Source organism: Mycobacterium sp. 3519A (genome assembly GCF_900240945.1).
In the GTDB taxonomy this organism is placed as follows: domain Bacteria; phylum Actinomycetota; class Actinomycetes; order Mycobacteriales; family Mycobacteriaceae; genus Mycobacterium.
Map to the genome: position 1 here is coordinate 926,039 of NZ_OESG01000013.1, position 14,808 is coordinate 940,846.

General features: G+C 66.7%; 19 protein-coding genes. 9 read left to right on the plus strand and 10 right to left on the minus strand.

Annotated features, from left to right (window positions below):
• Positions 1–33: 33 nt before the first annotated feature.
• Together C1A30_RS12305 and C1A30_RS12310 are read right to left on the minus strand one after the other, a co-directional pair.
• Complete coding sequence (locus C1A30_RS12305; RefSeq protein WP_101948590.1) at positions 34–1,608, minus strand: aldehyde dehydrogenase family protein; 1,575 nt, start codon at positions 1,606–1,608, stop codon at positions 34–36.
• Complete coding sequence (locus tag C1A30_RS12310) at positions 1,605–2,837, minus strand: 2-oxoadipate dioxygenase/decarboxylase family protein (RefSeq protein ID WP_101950150.1); 1,233 nt, start codon at positions 2,835–2,837, stop codon at positions 1,605–1,607. The genes C1A30_RS12305 and C1A30_RS12310 overlap by 4 nt, the downstream gene beginning before the upstream one ends.
• Before the next feature lie 30 nt (positions 2,838–2,867).
• On the opposite strand from C1A30_RS12310, the gene C1A30_RS12315 reads away from it, so the two are divergent.
• Both C1A30_RS12315 and lat read left to right on the plus strand, forming a co-directional pair.
• Entirely contained in the window at positions 2,868–3,320 is a 453-nt protein-coding gene (locus tag C1A30_RS12315) for an Lrp/AsnC family transcriptional regulator (protein ID WP_101948591.1), read from the plus strand.
• Between the two features lie 52 nt (positions 3,321–3,372).
• A complete protein-coding gene (gene lat, locus C1A30_RS12320) occupies positions 3,373–4,698 on the plus strand; it encodes an L-lysine 6-transaminase (protein WP_101948592.1) in 1,326 nt (441 codons plus the stop codon).
• On the opposite strand, the gene C1A30_RS12325 is transcribed toward lat, so the two are convergent.
• Positions 4,682–5,248, minus strand: coding sequence for a restriction endonuclease (locus C1A30_RS12325; RefSeq protein ID WP_101948593.1), 567 nt, complete (start codon positions 5,246–5,248; stop codon positions 4,682–4,684). The genes lat and C1A30_RS12325 overlap by 17 nt on opposite strands.
• Positions 5,249–5,340: 92 nt before the next feature.
• Here C1A30_RS12325 and C1A30_RS12330 point away from each other — a divergent pair, with 92 nt between their 5' ends.
• The 4 genes from C1A30_RS12330 to usfY all read left to right on the plus strand — a co-directional run bounded on the left by C1A30_RS12330 (position 5,341) and on the right by usfY (position 7,527).
• Positions 5,341–6,021 carry a PAS and ANTAR domain-containing protein gene (locus C1A30_RS12330; RefSeq protein WP_101948594.1) on the plus strand — a complete coding sequence of 227 codons (681 nt, stop codon included), beginning with the start codon at positions 5,341–5,343 and terminating at the stop codon, positions 6,019–6,021.
• A gap of 72 nt (positions 6,022–6,093) precedes the next feature.
• Entirely contained in the window at positions 6,094–6,471 is a 378-nt protein-coding gene (locus C1A30_RS12335) for a hypothetical protein (protein ID WP_101948595.1), read from the plus strand.
• A gap of 44 nt (positions 6,472–6,515) precedes the next feature.
• On the plus strand, positions 6,516–7,142 hold the full coding sequence (locus tag C1A30_RS12340; RefSeq protein WP_101948596.1) for a flavodoxin family protein: 627 nt from the start codon (positions 6,516–6,518) through the stop codon (positions 7,140–7,142).
• Positions 7,143–7,218: 76 nt separating this feature from the next.
• Entirely contained in the window at positions 7,219–7,527 is a 309-nt protein-coding gene (gene usfY, locus C1A30_RS12345; protein WP_101948597.1) for a protein UsfY, read from the plus strand.
• A gap of 50 nt (positions 7,528–7,577) precedes the next feature.
• Here the strand turns inward: usfY and C1A30_RS12350 are convergent, their stop codons facing one another.
• The 6 genes from C1A30_RS12350 to C1A30_RS12375 all read right to left on the minus strand — a co-directional run bounded on the left by C1A30_RS12350 (position 7,578) and on the right by C1A30_RS12375 (position 10,538).
• Positions 7,578–7,817: a CsbD family protein gene (locus C1A30_RS12350; RefSeq protein ID WP_101948598.1), complete on the minus strand. Its 240-nt coding sequence runs from the start codon at positions 7,815–7,817 to the stop codon at positions 7,578–7,580.
• Positions 7,818–7,915: 98 nt separating this feature from the next.
• On the minus strand, positions 7,916–8,254 hold the full coding sequence (locus C1A30_RS12355) for a PRC-barrel domain-containing protein (protein ID WP_101948599.1): 339 nt from the start codon (positions 8,252–8,254) through the stop codon (positions 7,916–7,918).
• Positions 8,241–8,636, minus strand: a complete 396-nt coding sequence (locus tag C1A30_RS12360) for a hypothetical protein (protein ID WP_101948600.1) — start codon at positions 8,634–8,636, stop codon at positions 8,241–8,243. Before C1A30_RS12360 ends, C1A30_RS12355 begins: the two co-directional genes overlap by 14 nt.
• Positions 8,633–9,862: an Nramp family divalent metal transporter gene (locus C1A30_RS12365; protein ID WP_101948601.1), complete on the minus strand. Its 1,230-nt coding sequence runs from the start codon at positions 9,860–9,862 to the stop codon at positions 8,633–8,635. Before C1A30_RS12365 ends, C1A30_RS12360 begins: the two co-directional genes overlap by 4 nt.
• Entirely contained in the window at positions 9,862–10,326 is a 465-nt protein-coding gene (locus C1A30_RS12370; RefSeq protein WP_235009840.1) for a hypothetical protein, read from the minus strand. The genes C1A30_RS12365 and C1A30_RS12370 overlap by 1 nt, the downstream gene beginning before the upstream one ends.
• A gap of 11 nt (positions 10,327–10,337) precedes the next feature.
• The gene (locus C1A30_RS12375; RefSeq protein ID WP_101948602.1) at positions 10,338–10,538 is read right to left on the minus strand and encodes a hypothetical protein; all 201 of its coding nucleotides are present in this window, start codon (positions 10,536–10,538) and stop codon (positions 10,338–10,340) included.
• 143 nt (positions 10,539–10,681) lie between these two features.
• Here C1A30_RS12375 and C1A30_RS12380 point away from each other — a divergent pair, with 143 nt between their 5' ends.
• Entirely contained in the window at positions 10,682–11,668 is a 987-nt protein-coding gene (locus C1A30_RS12380; protein ID WP_101948603.1) for a glycosyltransferase, read from the plus strand.
• Positions 11,668–12,897 (plus strand): glycosyltransferase, encoded by a 1,230-nt coding sequence (locus tag C1A30_RS12385; RefSeq protein ID WP_101948604.1) that lies wholly within the window; start codon positions 11,668–11,670, stop codon positions 12,895–12,897. Before C1A30_RS12380 ends, C1A30_RS12385 begins: the two co-directional genes overlap by 1 nt.
• A gap of 5 nt (positions 12,898–12,902) precedes the next feature.
• Here the strand turns inward: C1A30_RS12385 and C1A30_RS12390 are convergent, their stop codons facing one another.
• Positions 12,903–13,772: a glycosyltransferase family 2 protein gene (locus C1A30_RS12390; RefSeq protein WP_235009842.1), complete on the minus strand. Its 870-nt coding sequence runs from the start codon at positions 13,770–13,772 to the stop codon at positions 12,903–12,905.
• A gap of 49 nt (positions 13,773–13,821) precedes the next feature.
• On the opposite strand from C1A30_RS12390, the gene C1A30_RS12395 reads away from it, so the two are divergent.
• Entirely contained in the window at positions 13,822–14,802 is a 981-nt protein-coding gene (locus C1A30_RS12395; protein ID WP_200828245.1) for an NAD-dependent epimerase/dehydratase family protein, read from the plus strand.
• Positions 14,803–14,808: the final 6 nt, after the last annotated feature.

Here is a 14,808-nt window from a genome sequence, read left to right on the forward strand (position 1 = left end):
CGCCCACAGGTCTGGGAGAGACCTGGCAGGCCGCTACCCGAAGTGCACCCCTTGCGCCAGCGGCAACTCGGACGAGTAATTCACCGTGTTGGTGGCCCTGCGCATGTACGCCTTCCACGCATCGGAACCCGACTCGCGGCCCCCGCCGGTCTGCTTCTCGCCGCCGAACGCGCCACCGATTTCGGCGCCCGAGGTGCCGATGTTGACGTTGGCGATGCCGCAGTCCGAGCCGTCGGCCGCCATGAAGCGCTCGGCCTCACGCACGTCGAGCGTGAAGATCGCCGACGAAAGACCTTGCGGCACCGCGTTGTTCAACGCAATCGCCTCGTCGAGGTCGTCATAGGTCAACACGTAGAGGATCGGCGCGAACGTCTCCGAATGCACCACCGCGGTCTGCGACGGCATTCGCACCACCGCAGGCGACACGTAGTACGCGCTTTCGTCCCCGACGTCATGACGCTCGCCGCCGATCACCTCGCCGCCGTCGGCGCGGGCCTGCTCCAACGCCCGCACCATGTCGCGATACGCGGTCTCGTGGATCAGCGGGCCCACCAGCGTGCCGTCGGCGGCCGGGTCGCCGACCGGCAGCTGCCGGTAGGCGTTGACGATCCGGCCCACCAGTTCGTCGGCGATCGAGGTGTGCACGATCAGCCTGCGCAGCGTCGTGCACCGCTGTCCCGCGGTCCCTGCCGCCGCGAACACGATACCGCGCACGGCCAGGTCGAGATCGGCCGACGGGGTCACGATCGCGGCGTTGTTGCCGCCGAGTTCCAGCAGCACCTTGCCGAACCGCTGCGCCACCCGCGGTCCGACCTGCTGACCCATCCGCACCGAACCGGTCGCACTGAGCAACGTCACCCGCGGATCGTCGACCAGCCGTTCGCCGACCTCGCGGCCGCCCTGCACCAGCCGGGACACCGCTTGCGGTGCGCCCACCTCGTCGGCCGCCCGTTCGATCAGCGCCTGGCACGCCACCGCCGTCAGCGGTGTCAGCTCCGAGGGCTTCCACACCACGGTGTCCCCGCACACCAACGCGATCGCGGTGTTCCACGCCCAGACCGCGACGGGGAAGTTGAACGCCGTGATCACCCCGACCACGCCGAGCGGATGCCAGGTCTCCATCAAACGGTGGCCCGGTCGCTCCGAGGCGATCGTCTTGCCGTACAGCTGGCGCGAAAGGCCGACCGCGAACTGGCAGATGTCGATCATCTCCTGCACCTCGCCGAGGGCCTCGGAGGTGATCTTGCCTGCTTCGATGGTGACCAACGTCGCGAGGTCGGCCTTGTGCTCGACGAGCAGTTCACCCAACCGGGCCACCAGCGCACCGCGGACCGGCGCAGGTGTGGTCCGCCATGTGGTAAACGCTTGTGCGGCTTCGGCTATCGCCGCGTCCGCCTGCTCCGGGGTCGACTCCGGCACGGCGAACAGCACCTCGCCGGTGATCGGCGTGCTGGCCTGCAATCCGGGGTGGGATGTCGCCGGCCCCCCGGCTCCGGCGCCGCCCGGCGCACCGAGCGCGGTGCGCGCGCCGACGGCACTCAGCGCGTCGCGGGCCTTGGTGCGCAGTTCCTCGGCGGTCGGAAGCTTCGTGGACTGAATCGTGGTCATGAGGACGCGACTTTCTCGTAGATCTCGTAGGGGTCGTGGATGTGGTGGCCGATCTGACCGGCGAGCCACTGCAGGCTGTACTGCGAATTGTCCGCGGTATCTGCCGCCTGGCTGTCGGTATCGAGGTTGGAACGGAAGATGCCTGCCGCCGAGGCGGGCAGGAAGTCTTCGTAGACAACGGGTTTCGCCGGGTCGCCGCCGTGGTAATAGGCCAGCCCCTCGGCCGCCATCGCCTCGTCGGTGGCGGGGAAGTAGTCGGCCCATACGGCGGCGGGATCCGGTGTCGCCATCGCGGCGTCGTAGCGATGCCTGCCCAGCGGGGTCAAGGCCACCCCTCGCGCCTCGACCTCACCGAACCGCACCCGCAGCGTGTCGTGCGACACCGAGCCGTCGGCCTCACGGAACCGTCGTGGCTCGGCCAGCGCACGAAATGACGTCTGCCGCAACAAGACCGCGGGCCCGTGCCAGGCCGGCGGGCCCTGGATGGCGTCGATCATCGTGACGCCGCGCGCGGTCATCCGCCGATACAGCTCGTCGATGTCGAGCACCCTCGGTGTCAGGTGATTGATGTGGGTGGTGCGCACCCCGGCGATGTCGGCGGCCACCGCCGACACCTTGACGAGTTCGTCGTGCCAGCCGCGGTCGATCGGCTCACGCGAGAGCGCGAACGCCGACACCGCGGCGGCCACGAACCGTTGCGCGCGCGCACCGTCGGCTCCGCCGTCGGCGGCGATGTGTCGCGCCTCGGCGATCAGCGCCGGGTCGAACAACTGCCGCGCCTCGAGGAACCGCTCGACGCGGGTCCGCAAATCCGGTGAGAAGAACCGCTCGTCCGCGGTCGCCAACATCGACGTGAAGACCCGGAACGGGTTGGCGGCCAGTTGGTCGGTGTCGATCGGACGGAACGCGGTCGACACGACCGGGACCGGCGATGCCGCGTCGCGCAGGTCGTAGAAGCCGACCGGGAACATCCCGAACGCCGCGAACAGATCCGCGACGTCGGCGAGTTCGCGGGCGCTGCCCACCCTGATCGCGCCGTGCCGTTCGGCCGTCACCCGGTCCAGCGAACCGAGCCGCTCGTCGCCACCGCCCACGTCGCGGTTCACCGTGGTGCTGACTTCGACCAGCGTGTGGTACGCCGGAACCTCGGCGCCGTAGAGGCGCGACAACGCGGCCGCGAATTCGGCGCGAAGCCGCGAGGTCTGCCAGAAATCGGAGCGCCGGGTCATTTCTGTGACCACCTTGGATACAGTGCCGCCATGAGCGAACCGCTCGACGAGATCGATCGCACCCTCGCGCGTGAACTGGTGGCCGACGGACGCGCGACGCTGGCGCATCTCGCGGCGGTGGCCGGGCTGTCGGTGTCGGCTGTCCAGTCCCGGGTCCGGCGGCTGGAGTCGCGCGGCGTGGTGACCGGGTACTCGGCCCGGATCAACCCCGAGGCCATCGGGCACATGCTGTCCGCGTTCGTGGCCATCACTCCTCTTGATCCTTCCCAACCTGATGATGCGCCCGCCCGGCTCGAACACATCGCGGAAATCGAGTCCTGTTACTCGGTCGCAGGAGAAGAGAGCTACATCCTGCTGGTGCGTGTCGAATCGGCGCGGGCGCTCGAAGATTTGCTGCAACGGATCCGGACGGCGGCGAACGTGCGGACCCGAAGCACGATCATCCTACAGACTTTTTACGCTGGACGCGAGTTCATACCGTAATAGTTCCGGTCGCAGGACATAACCACCGTAAATAATCTGTTAAGATGGTCTCATGACTGCCGTGCTGACCTCTGCTGCCCTGCGCCCCGACGACGTCCGTGACGTGCTGGCCCGCAGCATCCTGGCCGATGGGCTCGACTTCGTCCTTGACATCGACCGCTCATCGGGGTCGTATCTGGTCGACGCCCGCACCGGCGAGCGTTACCTCGACATGTTCACGTTCTTCGCGTCGTCCGCGCTGGGCATGAACCACCCGGCGTTGGCCGACGACGAGGACTTCCGCGCCGAACTGGCGCAGGCCGCGGTGAACAAGCCGAGCAACTCCGACGTGTACAGCGTGCCGATGGCCCGCTTCGTCGACACCTTCGCCAGGGTGCTCGGCGATCCCGCGCTGCCGCATCTGTTCTTCGTCGACGGGGGAGCGCTGGCCGTCGAGAATGCGCTCAAGGTCGCGTTCGACTGGAAGAGCCGACACAACCAGGCGCACGGCAGAGACCCCGAACTCGGCACCAAGGTGCTGCACCTGCGCGGCGCCTTCCACGGCCGCAGCGGCTACACGCTGTCGCTGACCAACACCGACCCCAACAAGGTGGCCCGGTTCCCGAAGTTCGACTGGCCGCGGATCGACGCGCCGTACATCCGCCCCGGCGCCGACATGGACGCGCTCGAAGCCGAGTCGCTGCGCCAGGCGCGTGCGGCGTTCGAAGCCAACCCGCACGACATTGCGTGCTTCATCGCCGAACCGATCCAGGGTGAGGGTGGCGACCGGCACCTCCGTCCGGAGTTCTTCGCCGCGATGCGCGCACTGTGCGACGAATTCGATGCGCTGCTGATCTTCGACGAGGTGCAGACCGGTTGCGGATTCACCGGAACCGCCTGGGCCTACCAGCAATTGGGGGTCACGCCGGACATTGTTTCGTTCGGGAAGAAGACGCAGGTGTGCGGGATCATGGCCGGCGGCCGCGTCGATGAGGTCGCCGACAACGTGTTCGCGGTCAGCTCCCGGATCAATTCGACCTGGGGCGGCAACCTGGTCGACATGGTGCGGTCCCGCCGCATCCTCGAGGTCATCGAGTCTGACGGATTGATGATGCGCGCCGCCGAGGCGGGCCGTTATCTGCTGGATCAGCTGACCGAATTGGCCGACGAGTTCCCCGGCCTGGTCTTCGACGTGCGCGGGCGAGGCTTGATGTGCGCGTTCAGCCTGCCCAGCGGCGCAGAACGGGACGAGTTGATCCGCAGGCTCTGGGACCGCCACGTCATCATGCTCGCCAGCGGTCCGGACAGCGTGCGGTTCCGCCCGGCGCTGACGGTGTCGCGTGAGGAGATCGACACCGCCGTCGCGGCGGTGCGAGGGGTGCTCACGCAGATGCGGTGAGGCGGCGGATCGTCGACCGGAGCCGGGGTAGTTCGGCGCGGCCGACGAGTTCGCAGCCGTGCAACTCCGCGAGTTTGCGTGCGGCAGGCGTGAATTCGTGGTTGGTGACCACCATGGTCTTGACGCAGTCCTGCATGGGCGCTCCGGCCACCACCTCCTGGATGGCACTGGTGCCCACCGGACGGGACTGCCGTTTGCACTGAATCGCAACACGATTCGGTCGCCTGCCGACGATGATGTCGACGCCCCAGTCGCCGGTGACCGACGTCATGATCACCGGGACCCCGCAGGACCGGACCACCCGCGCCACGTAGTCCTCGAACTCCGTTCCCGACATTTCGGCGGCGACGTCGTCGCGGGTGCTGACCCCTGACAGCACTCCGCGCAGGAAGACAGGCACGGCCGCGGCGAGCGCGGGCGCGACCGCGCCGACTGCCAGGCTCCACACCGGGGACGCGCCGAGAAGGTATGCGGCGATGCCGGATACGACGCCCGCGACCGCGTACAGCTTGAGCCTCACGGGTGGGATGCTAGGGCCCCGCCCCGACATCAGCGATCACACCGATGCTGCCGATATCCCCGAAACGAATACCTGATCAGCTTCGATGCCGTGACGTATTCAGCCGAGCTAACCTGCACACCATGACCGACGAGTTGACCGCCCTCGAGGGGCAGACACCCGTCGAGCACGCATTGGCGGGCGGCGAGCCCCAACGTGTCGGTTGGTTCCGGTTCTACTTCGCCGACGAGCGCTGGGAATGGTCGCCTCAGGTGGAGCGGATGCACGGGTATGAGCCGGGCACGGTGCAACCGACCACGAGACTGGTGCTGTCACACAAGCATCCCGACGACTACGGTCAGGTCGCCGCGACGCTGGACGAGATCCGCCGGACCGCTGGCGCGTTCTCCACCCGGCACCGCATCATCGACACCAAAGGCGAGGTCCACGACGTCGTGGTCGTCGGTGACCAAATCTTCGACGACGCCGGCGAGGTCGTCGGCACCCACGGCTTCTATGTCGACGTCAGCCCGTCGGCGACCAGCCCCCACGAGGAGCGATTCAGCGAGGCGGTGGCCGAGATCGCCGAGGCCCGCAGCGGCATCGAGCAGGCCAAGGGGATGCTGATGCTGATCTACCGGATCAACGCCGACTCGGCGTTCGAGTTGCTGAAATGGCGCTCGCAGGAGACCAACACCAAGTTGCGCGCGCTGGCGGAGCAGGTCGCCAAGGACTTCCTTGACCTGCCCTACGACGAGGTCCTGCCCGCCAGATCGGTGTACGACAGGTTGCTGCTGACCGCCCATCTGCGCGTCGAGCCGTAGAGGTTTATTCGTTCGCCGGACAGGGAAATCTCCCCCCGCATTGCACTGAACACGTCTGAGCAGGGAATTCGGGTGGCTGTGTATCACAATCCCAACGACTTACGGCACGACAAAGCCAACGTGCGCGATGCGGTGCGCTTCGGCTCGATCGTCGCGGTGGCCGGGCTGGCCTTTCTGGTCTTCGCGACGCTGTGGCTGAGCACCTGCCATGGCGCCACCGCCGACAGCGTGGCCTGTGGGGTGCCCCAGCGGACGTTGCTGTCAGTGGGCGCGCCGCTGATCTTCCTGGCCGGCGCGGTGTGGGCGTTCGTGCGTACTTATCAGACGTGGCGCAACCGTGAGACCTGGTGGGCGTGGCAGGGCGCGGGCTGGATCCTGTTCACGTTGATGCTCGTGGTGGTGGCGATGAGCATGCCGTCGTTGGCGGGCCCCGTCCTGTTCGGCGGCTAGCGCGAGGATCGTTTGACCGCTCGCCGGCCGGGTAGCCCTGGCGCATGCCCGAAACCTCTTCAGGACCGTTGCGCGCTGTCGCGCTCGTGTGCAGTCTGAAACCGAGCCCTGCCCCGTCGAGCAGCGCCCTGATGGCCGAACACGTGTGCCAGGGGTTGCGGGAAGCCGGGGTGAAGACCGAATCGCTGCGGATGGTCGACTACGCGATCCACCCGGGTGTGGAGGCTGATATGGGCGATGGCGACGAATGGCCCAAGATCCGCCAAAGCATCCTGGACTCCGACATTCTCGTGCTCGCCACGCCGATCTGGGTCGGCCACCCGTGCAGCATCGCGCAGCGGGTCCTCGAACGCCTCGACGCCGAGTTGTCGAATACGGACGACGCCGGGCGGCCGGTCATGGTGGGCAAAGTCGCGATCGTCGCGGTGGTGGGCAACGAGGACGGGGCGCACAAGGTCATCGCCGACATGTTCCAGGGCCTCAACGACATCGGCTTCTCCATTCCCTCGCAGGCCGGAACGTACTGGACCGGCGAGGCGATGCAGTCGAAGAACTACGACGACCTCGACCAAGTCCCCGAACCCGTCGCCAAGACCACGGCGTCGGCCGCCCGCAACGCCGCCCATCTCGCCGCGGTGCTGCGCCGCGAGCAGTATCCGCCGAACACGTGACTGCGCCGCCGGGGAGTCCTACCGTTGAAATCAGCCCAGTTTCGGCGGGTGTAGGTATGCCGAGAGAGGAGTACCGATGAAGGGCCCGAAGGATCCTGTCGACCACGCGCGGACGACGCGGCCGCACGCAGGCGAGTCGATGAAGGACAACAAAATCATGCCGGGGCTGATCGTGATCGGCGTCGCCCTTGTGCTTTTCGTTTCCGCACTGGCCGCGCACGCCTCGGCGCATCACAACGTCGGGATCAGCCTCGGGATCACGTCCCTTGTGCTGTTCCTCATTGGAGGAGGCTGGCTGCTCGTCGAGCATCTGCGGGTTCGGCGCATCGAAGAGCGTTGGTACGCAGAGCATCCCGATGCCCACCGGCAACGCCCGAGTAGTTGAGACGCAAAGAGGCCCAGCCGATCGGCTGGGCCTCTTTGTCATGTCAGCGCTCAGCGCTGCTCGGATTCCTGACGCCGCTCGGCGGCATGTGCGCCAGCGCGAGCGGATTCCGCTTCGGCTTCCTTCTTGGCGGCGTCCTTCTGGGCGTCGGCCTTGTCCTGCTGGGCCTTGCCCTCGCGGGTCAGATCGTCACGGCCCGTGACGGTGCCGACCGCTTCCTTCGCCTTGCCCTTGACGTCTTCGACGGCGCCCTTGATGCCTTCTTCCGGGCCACTGTTCTTCTCGGTCATGCTTACCCTTCCGCAGTTGACTTGGATCGGGGGGCCCTGAGGGCCGACAAGAGGAATCTCCCCTCGCTGCGGGGTGGCATTCCCGTGGCCCGGAATGGCTAAACGCCCCCGTCGCGCAGCACGGGCGAATACCGGGTGAAACCGGGGCGCAATCTGACCAGGTCAGAGCCGATACGGGCGACGTCGTCCCAGGCGGCGACGAAGGTGCCGCGATGCCGCCACCGCATCAGTGCGGCGATCATCACAGGGGCATTGGCCGCGGAACGCTCGTAGCCGAGAAACGACGATCTCGTGCGGGGGCTGATCACCAGGCCGAGAACCCGCGGCGTCGCCGGATCGAGCGCCTCTGAGGTCGTCAATCGGACGTCGACCACCGTGCCCACCGGATGGTTCCCGGCATCGACGACGCGCAACCCCAGCACCTCACTCAGCAGCATGTCTGCCTCCCGGGATGTGCTTGATGATCCGATCGCACAGCCACCTCTCCATCCAGCCGCTGTCGAGGGCCACATCAGTGGGTTTCAGCGTCACCACCACTGACACCGAGGCGACCAGATCCCACGGGATGGCCTGCAGGCGGGACCGAGGGGGCATGCCGCCGAAGATCCGGGTCGCCACGACGTGACCGGACAGCAGCGAGGTGACCTGCGGGGCGTCGCTGCCTTCCGCGATGTCCTTGTCGAACTCCACTCCCGACAGTTCGAGGTCGTCGACGATGCCCGCAGGATCGCCGGCGTCGTCGAGCAGTTGGCGGTCAAGCAGATGCAAGCGAGCGTCGAGCACTCGGCCACGGTGTGACTGGATGGGAAGCTCGCTCATTGACCGGCTCCTGTCACGATCATCAGCGGGATCGCGGCCAGCGACGCCGCCAAGATGATCACCAGATACACGGAGGCGAAGACGTTCGTCACCCTCCCGTTGGTGTCCGCCCCCATGTACTGGGAATCGTTGGCCACGATCAGGATTGGCAGATACGTCAGCGGCAACGCGATGGCAGAGAACACGACCGAATACTCGGTGACCATGATCGGGTCGACGCCGGTGTAGAGCACTGCGGCGCCGACGACGATCGTCACGATCATCACCACGTGAAACCGCGCGGCCTGTGCCGGCCGCCGGAACTTTCCCCACGGCCAACCAAGGAATTGGGCCAGGATGTAGCCGCCGGACAACGCGGTTTCCAGCGCGGCGCCGAACGTCGCGGCGACGATCCCGACGATCGCGAAGGCCAGGAACAGCTTTCCGCCCGCGGCCACGACCGGCATCACCGTCTCCGACAGTGTCGTGACTTCGATCTGGTTGGGCAGCAACACGAGTGTCGCGCATGCGGCGATCGCGATCGACAACATCCCGCCGAGCGGGAAGCCGACCAACACGTTGAGCCGCGATGTCCCGAGATCCTTCTTGGTCCAATGCTCCTCCACCGCTCCTGAGGAGAAGAAGAACACCTCGTACGGTGTCATCGCGGCACCGAACAGTGCGACCGCGAAATACCAGTAGGTCGCCGCCGACTCCTTCTCCGGTATGACCGGCGACGTGACCTGATGCGCGAGGTCGCCCCAATTCGGCTGCAGCGCAAACACACTGACCGCGAAGATGATGAGGAACAGCCCGAGCAGCCCGGTCACGTTCTCCATGATGGAGAACTTGACGCGCCACACCACCACCCACACTCCGAACGCCGCGACCGGGATCCACATCGTCGGTCCGACGTCGGTGGCCAGTTGCAGTGCCAATGCGACGCCGCCGATCTCGGCGGTCAGCGTCATCAGGTTGATGAAGAACGACGCGGACAGGTTCGCCGCCGCGGCGCGTGGGCCGAGGCGCTCGCGGATGATCTCGAATGTCGCTCTGCCGCTGACGGCGGCGACTCGTCCGGCCATGTTGGCGTACAGACAGATGCCGACCACGCCGACGATGACCACCCAGACCAGCGCCATGCCGAATCGCGAACCGACGACGGTGTTGGTCACCAGATCGCCGATGTCGACGAATCCGCCGATGGCGGTGAGGATTCCCAGAGCGACTGAGAAGAGCTTCTTCATCAGTGGTACGCGCTCTCGAGAGCGTCGGCCGCCGCGCGCAGGTCGTCACGCGCCTGCTGGGCGGGCGGCACTTTGGTGACGTCACGAATCGTCGCGCCGGCCGCGTTCAGTTGCGCGATGATGTCGGTCATCGATTGGGTCAGCATGCGCTGGCGGTCGACGTCGATCCGATCCTGCGCCCGCAATTCGGCAATTCCCTTGTAGGCCTTGACCACCTCGTCGCGCGCATCGGTGAGCGCAACGCTGGTGAATTGGGTGGTGGACCGCCGCTGCAGCCACATATCCAGAGCCAGCGCACCGCTGCGGGCCGCGCCGGTGGACTCCTCCATGGACTGAGCCAGTTGACCCGGCATACCGTCGCGGTTGGCCGGACAGCGGGTCAACAGCAGGCCGAGGGCGACGAAGAATGCCGCCAGGAGAACTCCGGCCCGCCAGCGGCGCGGGCGTCCACTCTGTTGTGCCACGGCGACTCCCGTCAGCCCACGTCGTCGTCCTCGGGGTCGATCTCGACGATCTCGAGCTGTTCCTGCCAGTCGGCGGGTGCCGTCTCGAGCGGCGGAGTGTCCGGCGGTTCGGCGGAGGCCTCTTCGTCGAGCGCAGGCTCTCTCGCAGGCCGCGTTTGCTCGACGGCGTCGGCGACAGGCACGTCGTCGGGAAGGTGTTCGCTGTCTGGCATGTCGATCGGATACCCCCTCTGATCTTGCCGAAAACCGGGCCGCGGGCTGCCTACCGGTCCGGTTTACGAACGTAGGGTAGTCACTTCGCGAAGAGTCGATGACTCGACCTTTACCGCAGAATGGCTTCGGGTAAGCGGTTCGCATGTCGGGACCGCAAGCCACTCGTTCGGTGTTGGTGTGGCATGTGCATGGGTCCTGGACGGAGGCGTTCGTCGCGGGCAGGCATCGTTGTGTACTTCCCGTGAACGAGAATCGGGACGCATACGGACGCGGTCTGTGTGGTAGGAAATGGCCTCGCGCCGAGGAGATTTCGTCGTGCCAACTGCGCGCTGAAGAGATCGACATGGTGATCTTGCAGCGGCCCGATGAGATCGAGTTGGCGACACGCTGGTTGGGCCGCAGACCAGGTGTCGACATCCCGGCGGTCTACGTCGAGCACAACGCGCCTCGGCCCTTCGCCGTCGACAGCGTGCACCCGCTGGCTGGGCGCGACGACATCCCGCTGATCCATGTGACCGACTTCAACCGATTGATGTGGGACAACGGCAAGGCGCCCACCAAAGTGATCAACCATGGCATCGCCGATCCCGGATTTCTGTATACCGGCGAGATTGCGGCCGCGGCCACCATGATCAACGAGCCGCGCAGGCGCTGGCGCACCGTCGGCGCTGATTTGCTGGACGAATTGTCGCGACACGCGCGGATCGATGTGTGGGGCATCGGCAGCGAGGCGATGTCCACGCCGCCCCGACTCTGCGGAAAAGGTGATGTACAGGCGCCGCGACTACTGCACCAGGTGGCGCGGCGGCGGGTGTATCTGCACACCGCTCGGTGGACCTCACTCGGGCTTTCGCTCATCGAGGCGATGTTTCTGGGCATGCCGGTGGTGGCGGTCGCGTCCACCATGACACCGCTGGTGGTGCCGCAGGAGGCGGGCGTGGTCAGCGCTGACGTCGCGACGCTGGCACATGCGCTGGAGGGTTTCGTGACCGACGCCTCCGCCGCCTCCGCGGCGGGCAAGGCCGCCCGCGACTTCGCCACCACCCATTTCGCGCTCGACCGGTTCCTCGCCGAATGGGACGACGTCATCCAGACCACATGTGGACAGCGCTCGAAGGAAGGGTCCTGATGAAGGTCGCGATGGTCTCCGAACACGCCAGTCCGCTGGCAGTGCTCGGCGGCGCCGATGCAGGCGGACAGAACGTGCATGTCGCGGAGCTGTCAGCGGCGTTGACGCGCCGGGGCCACACGGTCACGGTTTACACCCGGCGCGACGAGCCCGATCTGCCGGAACGCGTCGACATGCCGCAGGGATACACGGTCGTGCATGTGCCCGCAGGACCCGCCGAACACCTCCCAAAGGACGAATTGCTGCGCCACATGGGTTTGTTCGCCCAATTCCTGGACGCGCGGTGGAGCGCCGACCGCCCGGACGTGACGCACGCCCATTTCTGGATGTCAGGCGTCGCAGCCCAATTGGCGGCCCGCCATCTGGAAATCCCTGCTGTACAGACTTTCCACGCGCTCGGTGTGGTGAAGCGTAGGCACCAGGGTGCCAACGACACCAGCCCCAAGGAGCGCCACCAGCTCGAGGCGATGGTGGCCCGCTGCGCCTCATGGGTTGCCGCCACCTGTACCGACGAGGTCTTCGAATTGGTCAGGATGGGCCGATCCCGGACCAGGATGTCGGTCGTGCCCTGCGGGGTGGATGTGGACGTTTTCACACCCGACGGCCCTGTGGCACCGCGCGGTGACCGGCACCGCGTCGTCAGTGTCGGAAGGTTCGTGTCCCGCAAGGGTTTCGACGTCGTGGTGCGGGCATTGCCCGCAATACCCGACACCGAACTCGTCATCGTCGGTGGTCCGAAGAAATCCAAACTGAAGTCGGATCCGGAAGCCCGCCGATTGTTGAAGCTGGCCGACGAACTCGGGGTGGCCGACCGTGTCCATCTCTACGGATCCGTCGAGCGCGCTGACATGCCGGCGATACTGCGGTCAGCCGACGTGGTCGCCTGCACACCGTGGTACGAGCCGTTCGGCATCGTTCCGCTGGAAGCGATGGCCTGCGGTGTGCCGGTGGTCGCGGCCGCCGTCGGCGGCATGCTCGACACCGTCGTGCACGACGTCACCGGTCGCCTTGTCAAGCCGAACAGCCCGGCCCATGTGGCCGCAGCGATCAAACAGTTGGTGCGCGACGACTTTCTGCGCCAAAGCCTCGGCGCCGCGGGCCGCGACCGTGCGAAGGCCCGCTACACCTGGGACCGGATCGCCGCGGATACGTTCCGGATCTATGACCGGCTGGTCCCCGCCGAGCAACCCGTTACGGCAGCGTCGGCGTCGAAGCTCTCGTTGGGATGACCGGTTCACTGCGACTCCAGCACTGCCAGCGCATGTTCCACGCTGGCGGGCAGCGGCCTGCGCTCGTTGACGACATCGGGCAGCCGCCGAACAGCCTCGACGGCGGCGCGCGCATGTTCACGATCTTTCAGCGCGCCGGCGAACAGCGCGCCGGCGGCTTTGAGGCAGTGGGGCATTGGACGCCGCATCCACGTGGTCAGCACCGCGTTACGCAGTGTTCGAGCGTCCTGCGCCGCTGCGCTTTTACGCACAGCGGACGGCTGGTGGATGGCGACGAGATCCGGGCAGTAGCACAGATCCCAGCCCAGCGCGGCCATGTCGACAGCGAGCAGTTCCTCTTCGCCGCGGAAGTGCAGGATCTCGCTGAAACCCCCTGCCGCCTCGAACGCGTGCTTACGCACCATCGAGGCACAGCTCATGAACCCGAGGACCGACGGCCCCGGCAGATCGGAACGCTGACCGAGCGGACTCGCTGCCAGCTGCGCACAGAACGGGTCCTCCCGGTGCTGCGGCCACACGATCGTCCGCGCGGCAACCAGGCCCAACGACGGGTGCCGGTCGAACAACGCGGCGCCGATCGCCGGGGACTCAGGCGTCCACCACGAGTCGTCGTCGCAGAACGCGACATACGGGGTTTGCGACGCGGCCACCCCCACGTTGCGGCCCACTGCCCCCATGTTCTCCGTCAGCTCGATGACCCGCAGACGACCCGCGGCCTTCGCCGCGAAACGGTTCATGATTGCCACGGAGTCATCGCGGGAATCGTTGTCCACGAAGATGATTGGGCAACACGTGCTGTCGAGCAACCTGGCCACCGTGGTGACCAGCTCATCAGCACGGTCGCGGCTGGCGATGACGAACGACGTGCGTGCCATGGCATCCATAACGGTGCCGCCTACCCACGGCAGCGAAGGACAAACACCTATGCATGAACTCAACCGCGTGATGGTGACCGGCGGCGGCGGTTTCATCGGCGCACACCTGTGCGCACGCCTGCTCGACGACGGCGCGGAGGTGTTCTGCGTCGACGACATGTCGACGAGCGCTCCGACAGCGGCCAATGCGCTTCTCGGCAGGCCCGGCTACCACCTCATCCGGCACGACATCAGTCACCCGCTACGGGTGCACGTCGATGTCGACACGGTGCTGCACCTGGCCTCACCGGCGTCACCGGCGGATTACCTGCGTCTGCCGGTGCAGACAATGCGCACGGGCGCGCTGGGCACCGCCAACGTGCTCGACATCGCGGAACGCTGCGGCGCCCGCATGGTGTTGGCGTCCACCAGTGAGGTCTACGGCGACCCGTTGCAGCACCCGCAGCACGAAACATACTGGGGCAACGTCAATCCCATCGGACCGCGAAGCGTGTACGACGAGGCGAAACGGTTCGCCGAAGCCTTGACGTTCGCCTATCGGCGAGTGCGCTCGGCCGACGTGGGCGTGGCGCGCATCTTCAACACCTACGGGCCGGGCATGCGCTCCGATGACGGCCGCATGGTCCCGACGTTCTGCAACCAGGCGCTGGCAGGAGAGCCGATCACGGTGACCGGCACCGGCCAGCAGACCCGCTCGCTGTGCTATGTCGACGACACGGTCGACGCACTGATCGCGCTCGCCCGCTCCGACTATGCGGGACCGGTCAACGTCGGAAACCCCGCCGAACTGTCGGTGCTGCACATCGCCGAACTCATCCGCGACCTCGCGGGCAGCCGGTCCCCGATTCATTTCGTGCCCGCGGTCGAGGACGACCCGCAGCGCCGCTGTCCGGACATCACAGTCGCGCGTGCACACCTGGACTGGCGACCGCTGGTGGACTACCGGACCGGACTCGACGCCACCGTGCAGTGGTTCCGAAATCAGCGCGACGCGGATCTCTCGACATCGGCTGCCCTGCAGGGAAGTTAGGAGACC

Coding starts and splice junctions, on each gene's coding strand:
- C1A30_RS12305 (WP_101948590.1), bottom strand. CDS start 1,608: ATGACCACGATTCAGTCCACGAAGCTTCCGACCGCCGAGGAACTGCGC.
- C1A30_RS12310 (WP_101950150.1), bottom strand. CDS start 2,837: ATGACCCGGCGCTCCGATTTCTGGCAGACCTCGCGGCTTCGCGCCGAA.
- C1A30_RS12315 (WP_101948591.1), top strand. CDS start 2,868: ATGAGCGAACCGCTCGACGAGATCGATCGCACCCTCGCGCGTGAACTG.
- lat (WP_101948592.1), top strand. CDS start 3,373: ATGACTGCCGTGCTGACCTCTGCTGCCCTGCGCCCCGACGACGTCCGT.
- C1A30_RS12325 (WP_101948593.1), bottom strand. CDS start 5,248: ATGTCGGGGCGGGGCCCTAGCATCCCACCCGTGAGGCTCAAGCTGTAC.
- C1A30_RS12330 (WP_101948594.1), top strand. CDS start 5,341: ATGACCGACGAGTTGACCGCCCTCGAGGGGCAGACACCCGTCGAGCAC.
- C1A30_RS12340 (WP_101948596.1), top strand. CDS start 6,516: ATGCCCGAAACCTCTTCAGGACCGTTGCGCGCTGTCGCGCTCGTGTGC.
- usfY (WP_101948597.1), top strand. CDS start 7,219: ATGAAGGGCCCGAAGGATCCTGTCGACCACGCGCGGACGACGCGGCCG.
- C1A30_RS12350 (WP_101948598.1), bottom strand. CDS start 7,817: ATGACCGAGAAGAACAGTGGCCCGGAAGAAGGCATCAAGGGCGCCGTC.
- C1A30_RS12355 (WP_101948599.1), bottom strand. CDS start 8,254: ATGCTGCTGAGTGAGGTGCTGGGGTTGCGCGTCGTCGATGCCGGGAAC.
- C1A30_RS12360 (WP_101948600.1), bottom strand. CDS start 8,636: ATGAGCGAGCTTCCCATCCAGTCACACCGTGGCCGAGTGCTCGACGCT.
- C1A30_RS12365 (WP_101948601.1), bottom strand. CDS start 9,862: ATGAAGAAGCTCTTCTCAGTCGCTCTGGGAATCCTCACCGCCATCGGC.
- C1A30_RS12375 (WP_101948602.1), bottom strand. CDS start 10,538: ATGCCAGACAGCGAACACCTTCCCGACGACGTGCCTGTCGCCGACGCC.
- C1A30_RS12380 (WP_101948603.1), top strand. CDS start 10,682: ATGTCGGGACCGCAAGCCACTCGTTCGGTGTTGGTGTGGCATGTGCAT.
- C1A30_RS12385 (WP_101948604.1), top strand. CDS start 11,668: ATGAAGGTCGCGATGGTCTCCGAACACGCCAGTCCGCTGGCAGTGCTC.
- C1A30_RS12390 (WP_235009842.1), bottom strand. CDS start 13,772: ATGGCACGCACGTCGTTCGTCATCGCCAGCCGCGACCGTGCTGATGAG.
- C1A30_RS12395 (WP_200828245.1), top strand. CDS start 13,822: ATGCATGAACTCAACCGCGTGATGGTGACCGGCGGCGGCGGTTTCATC.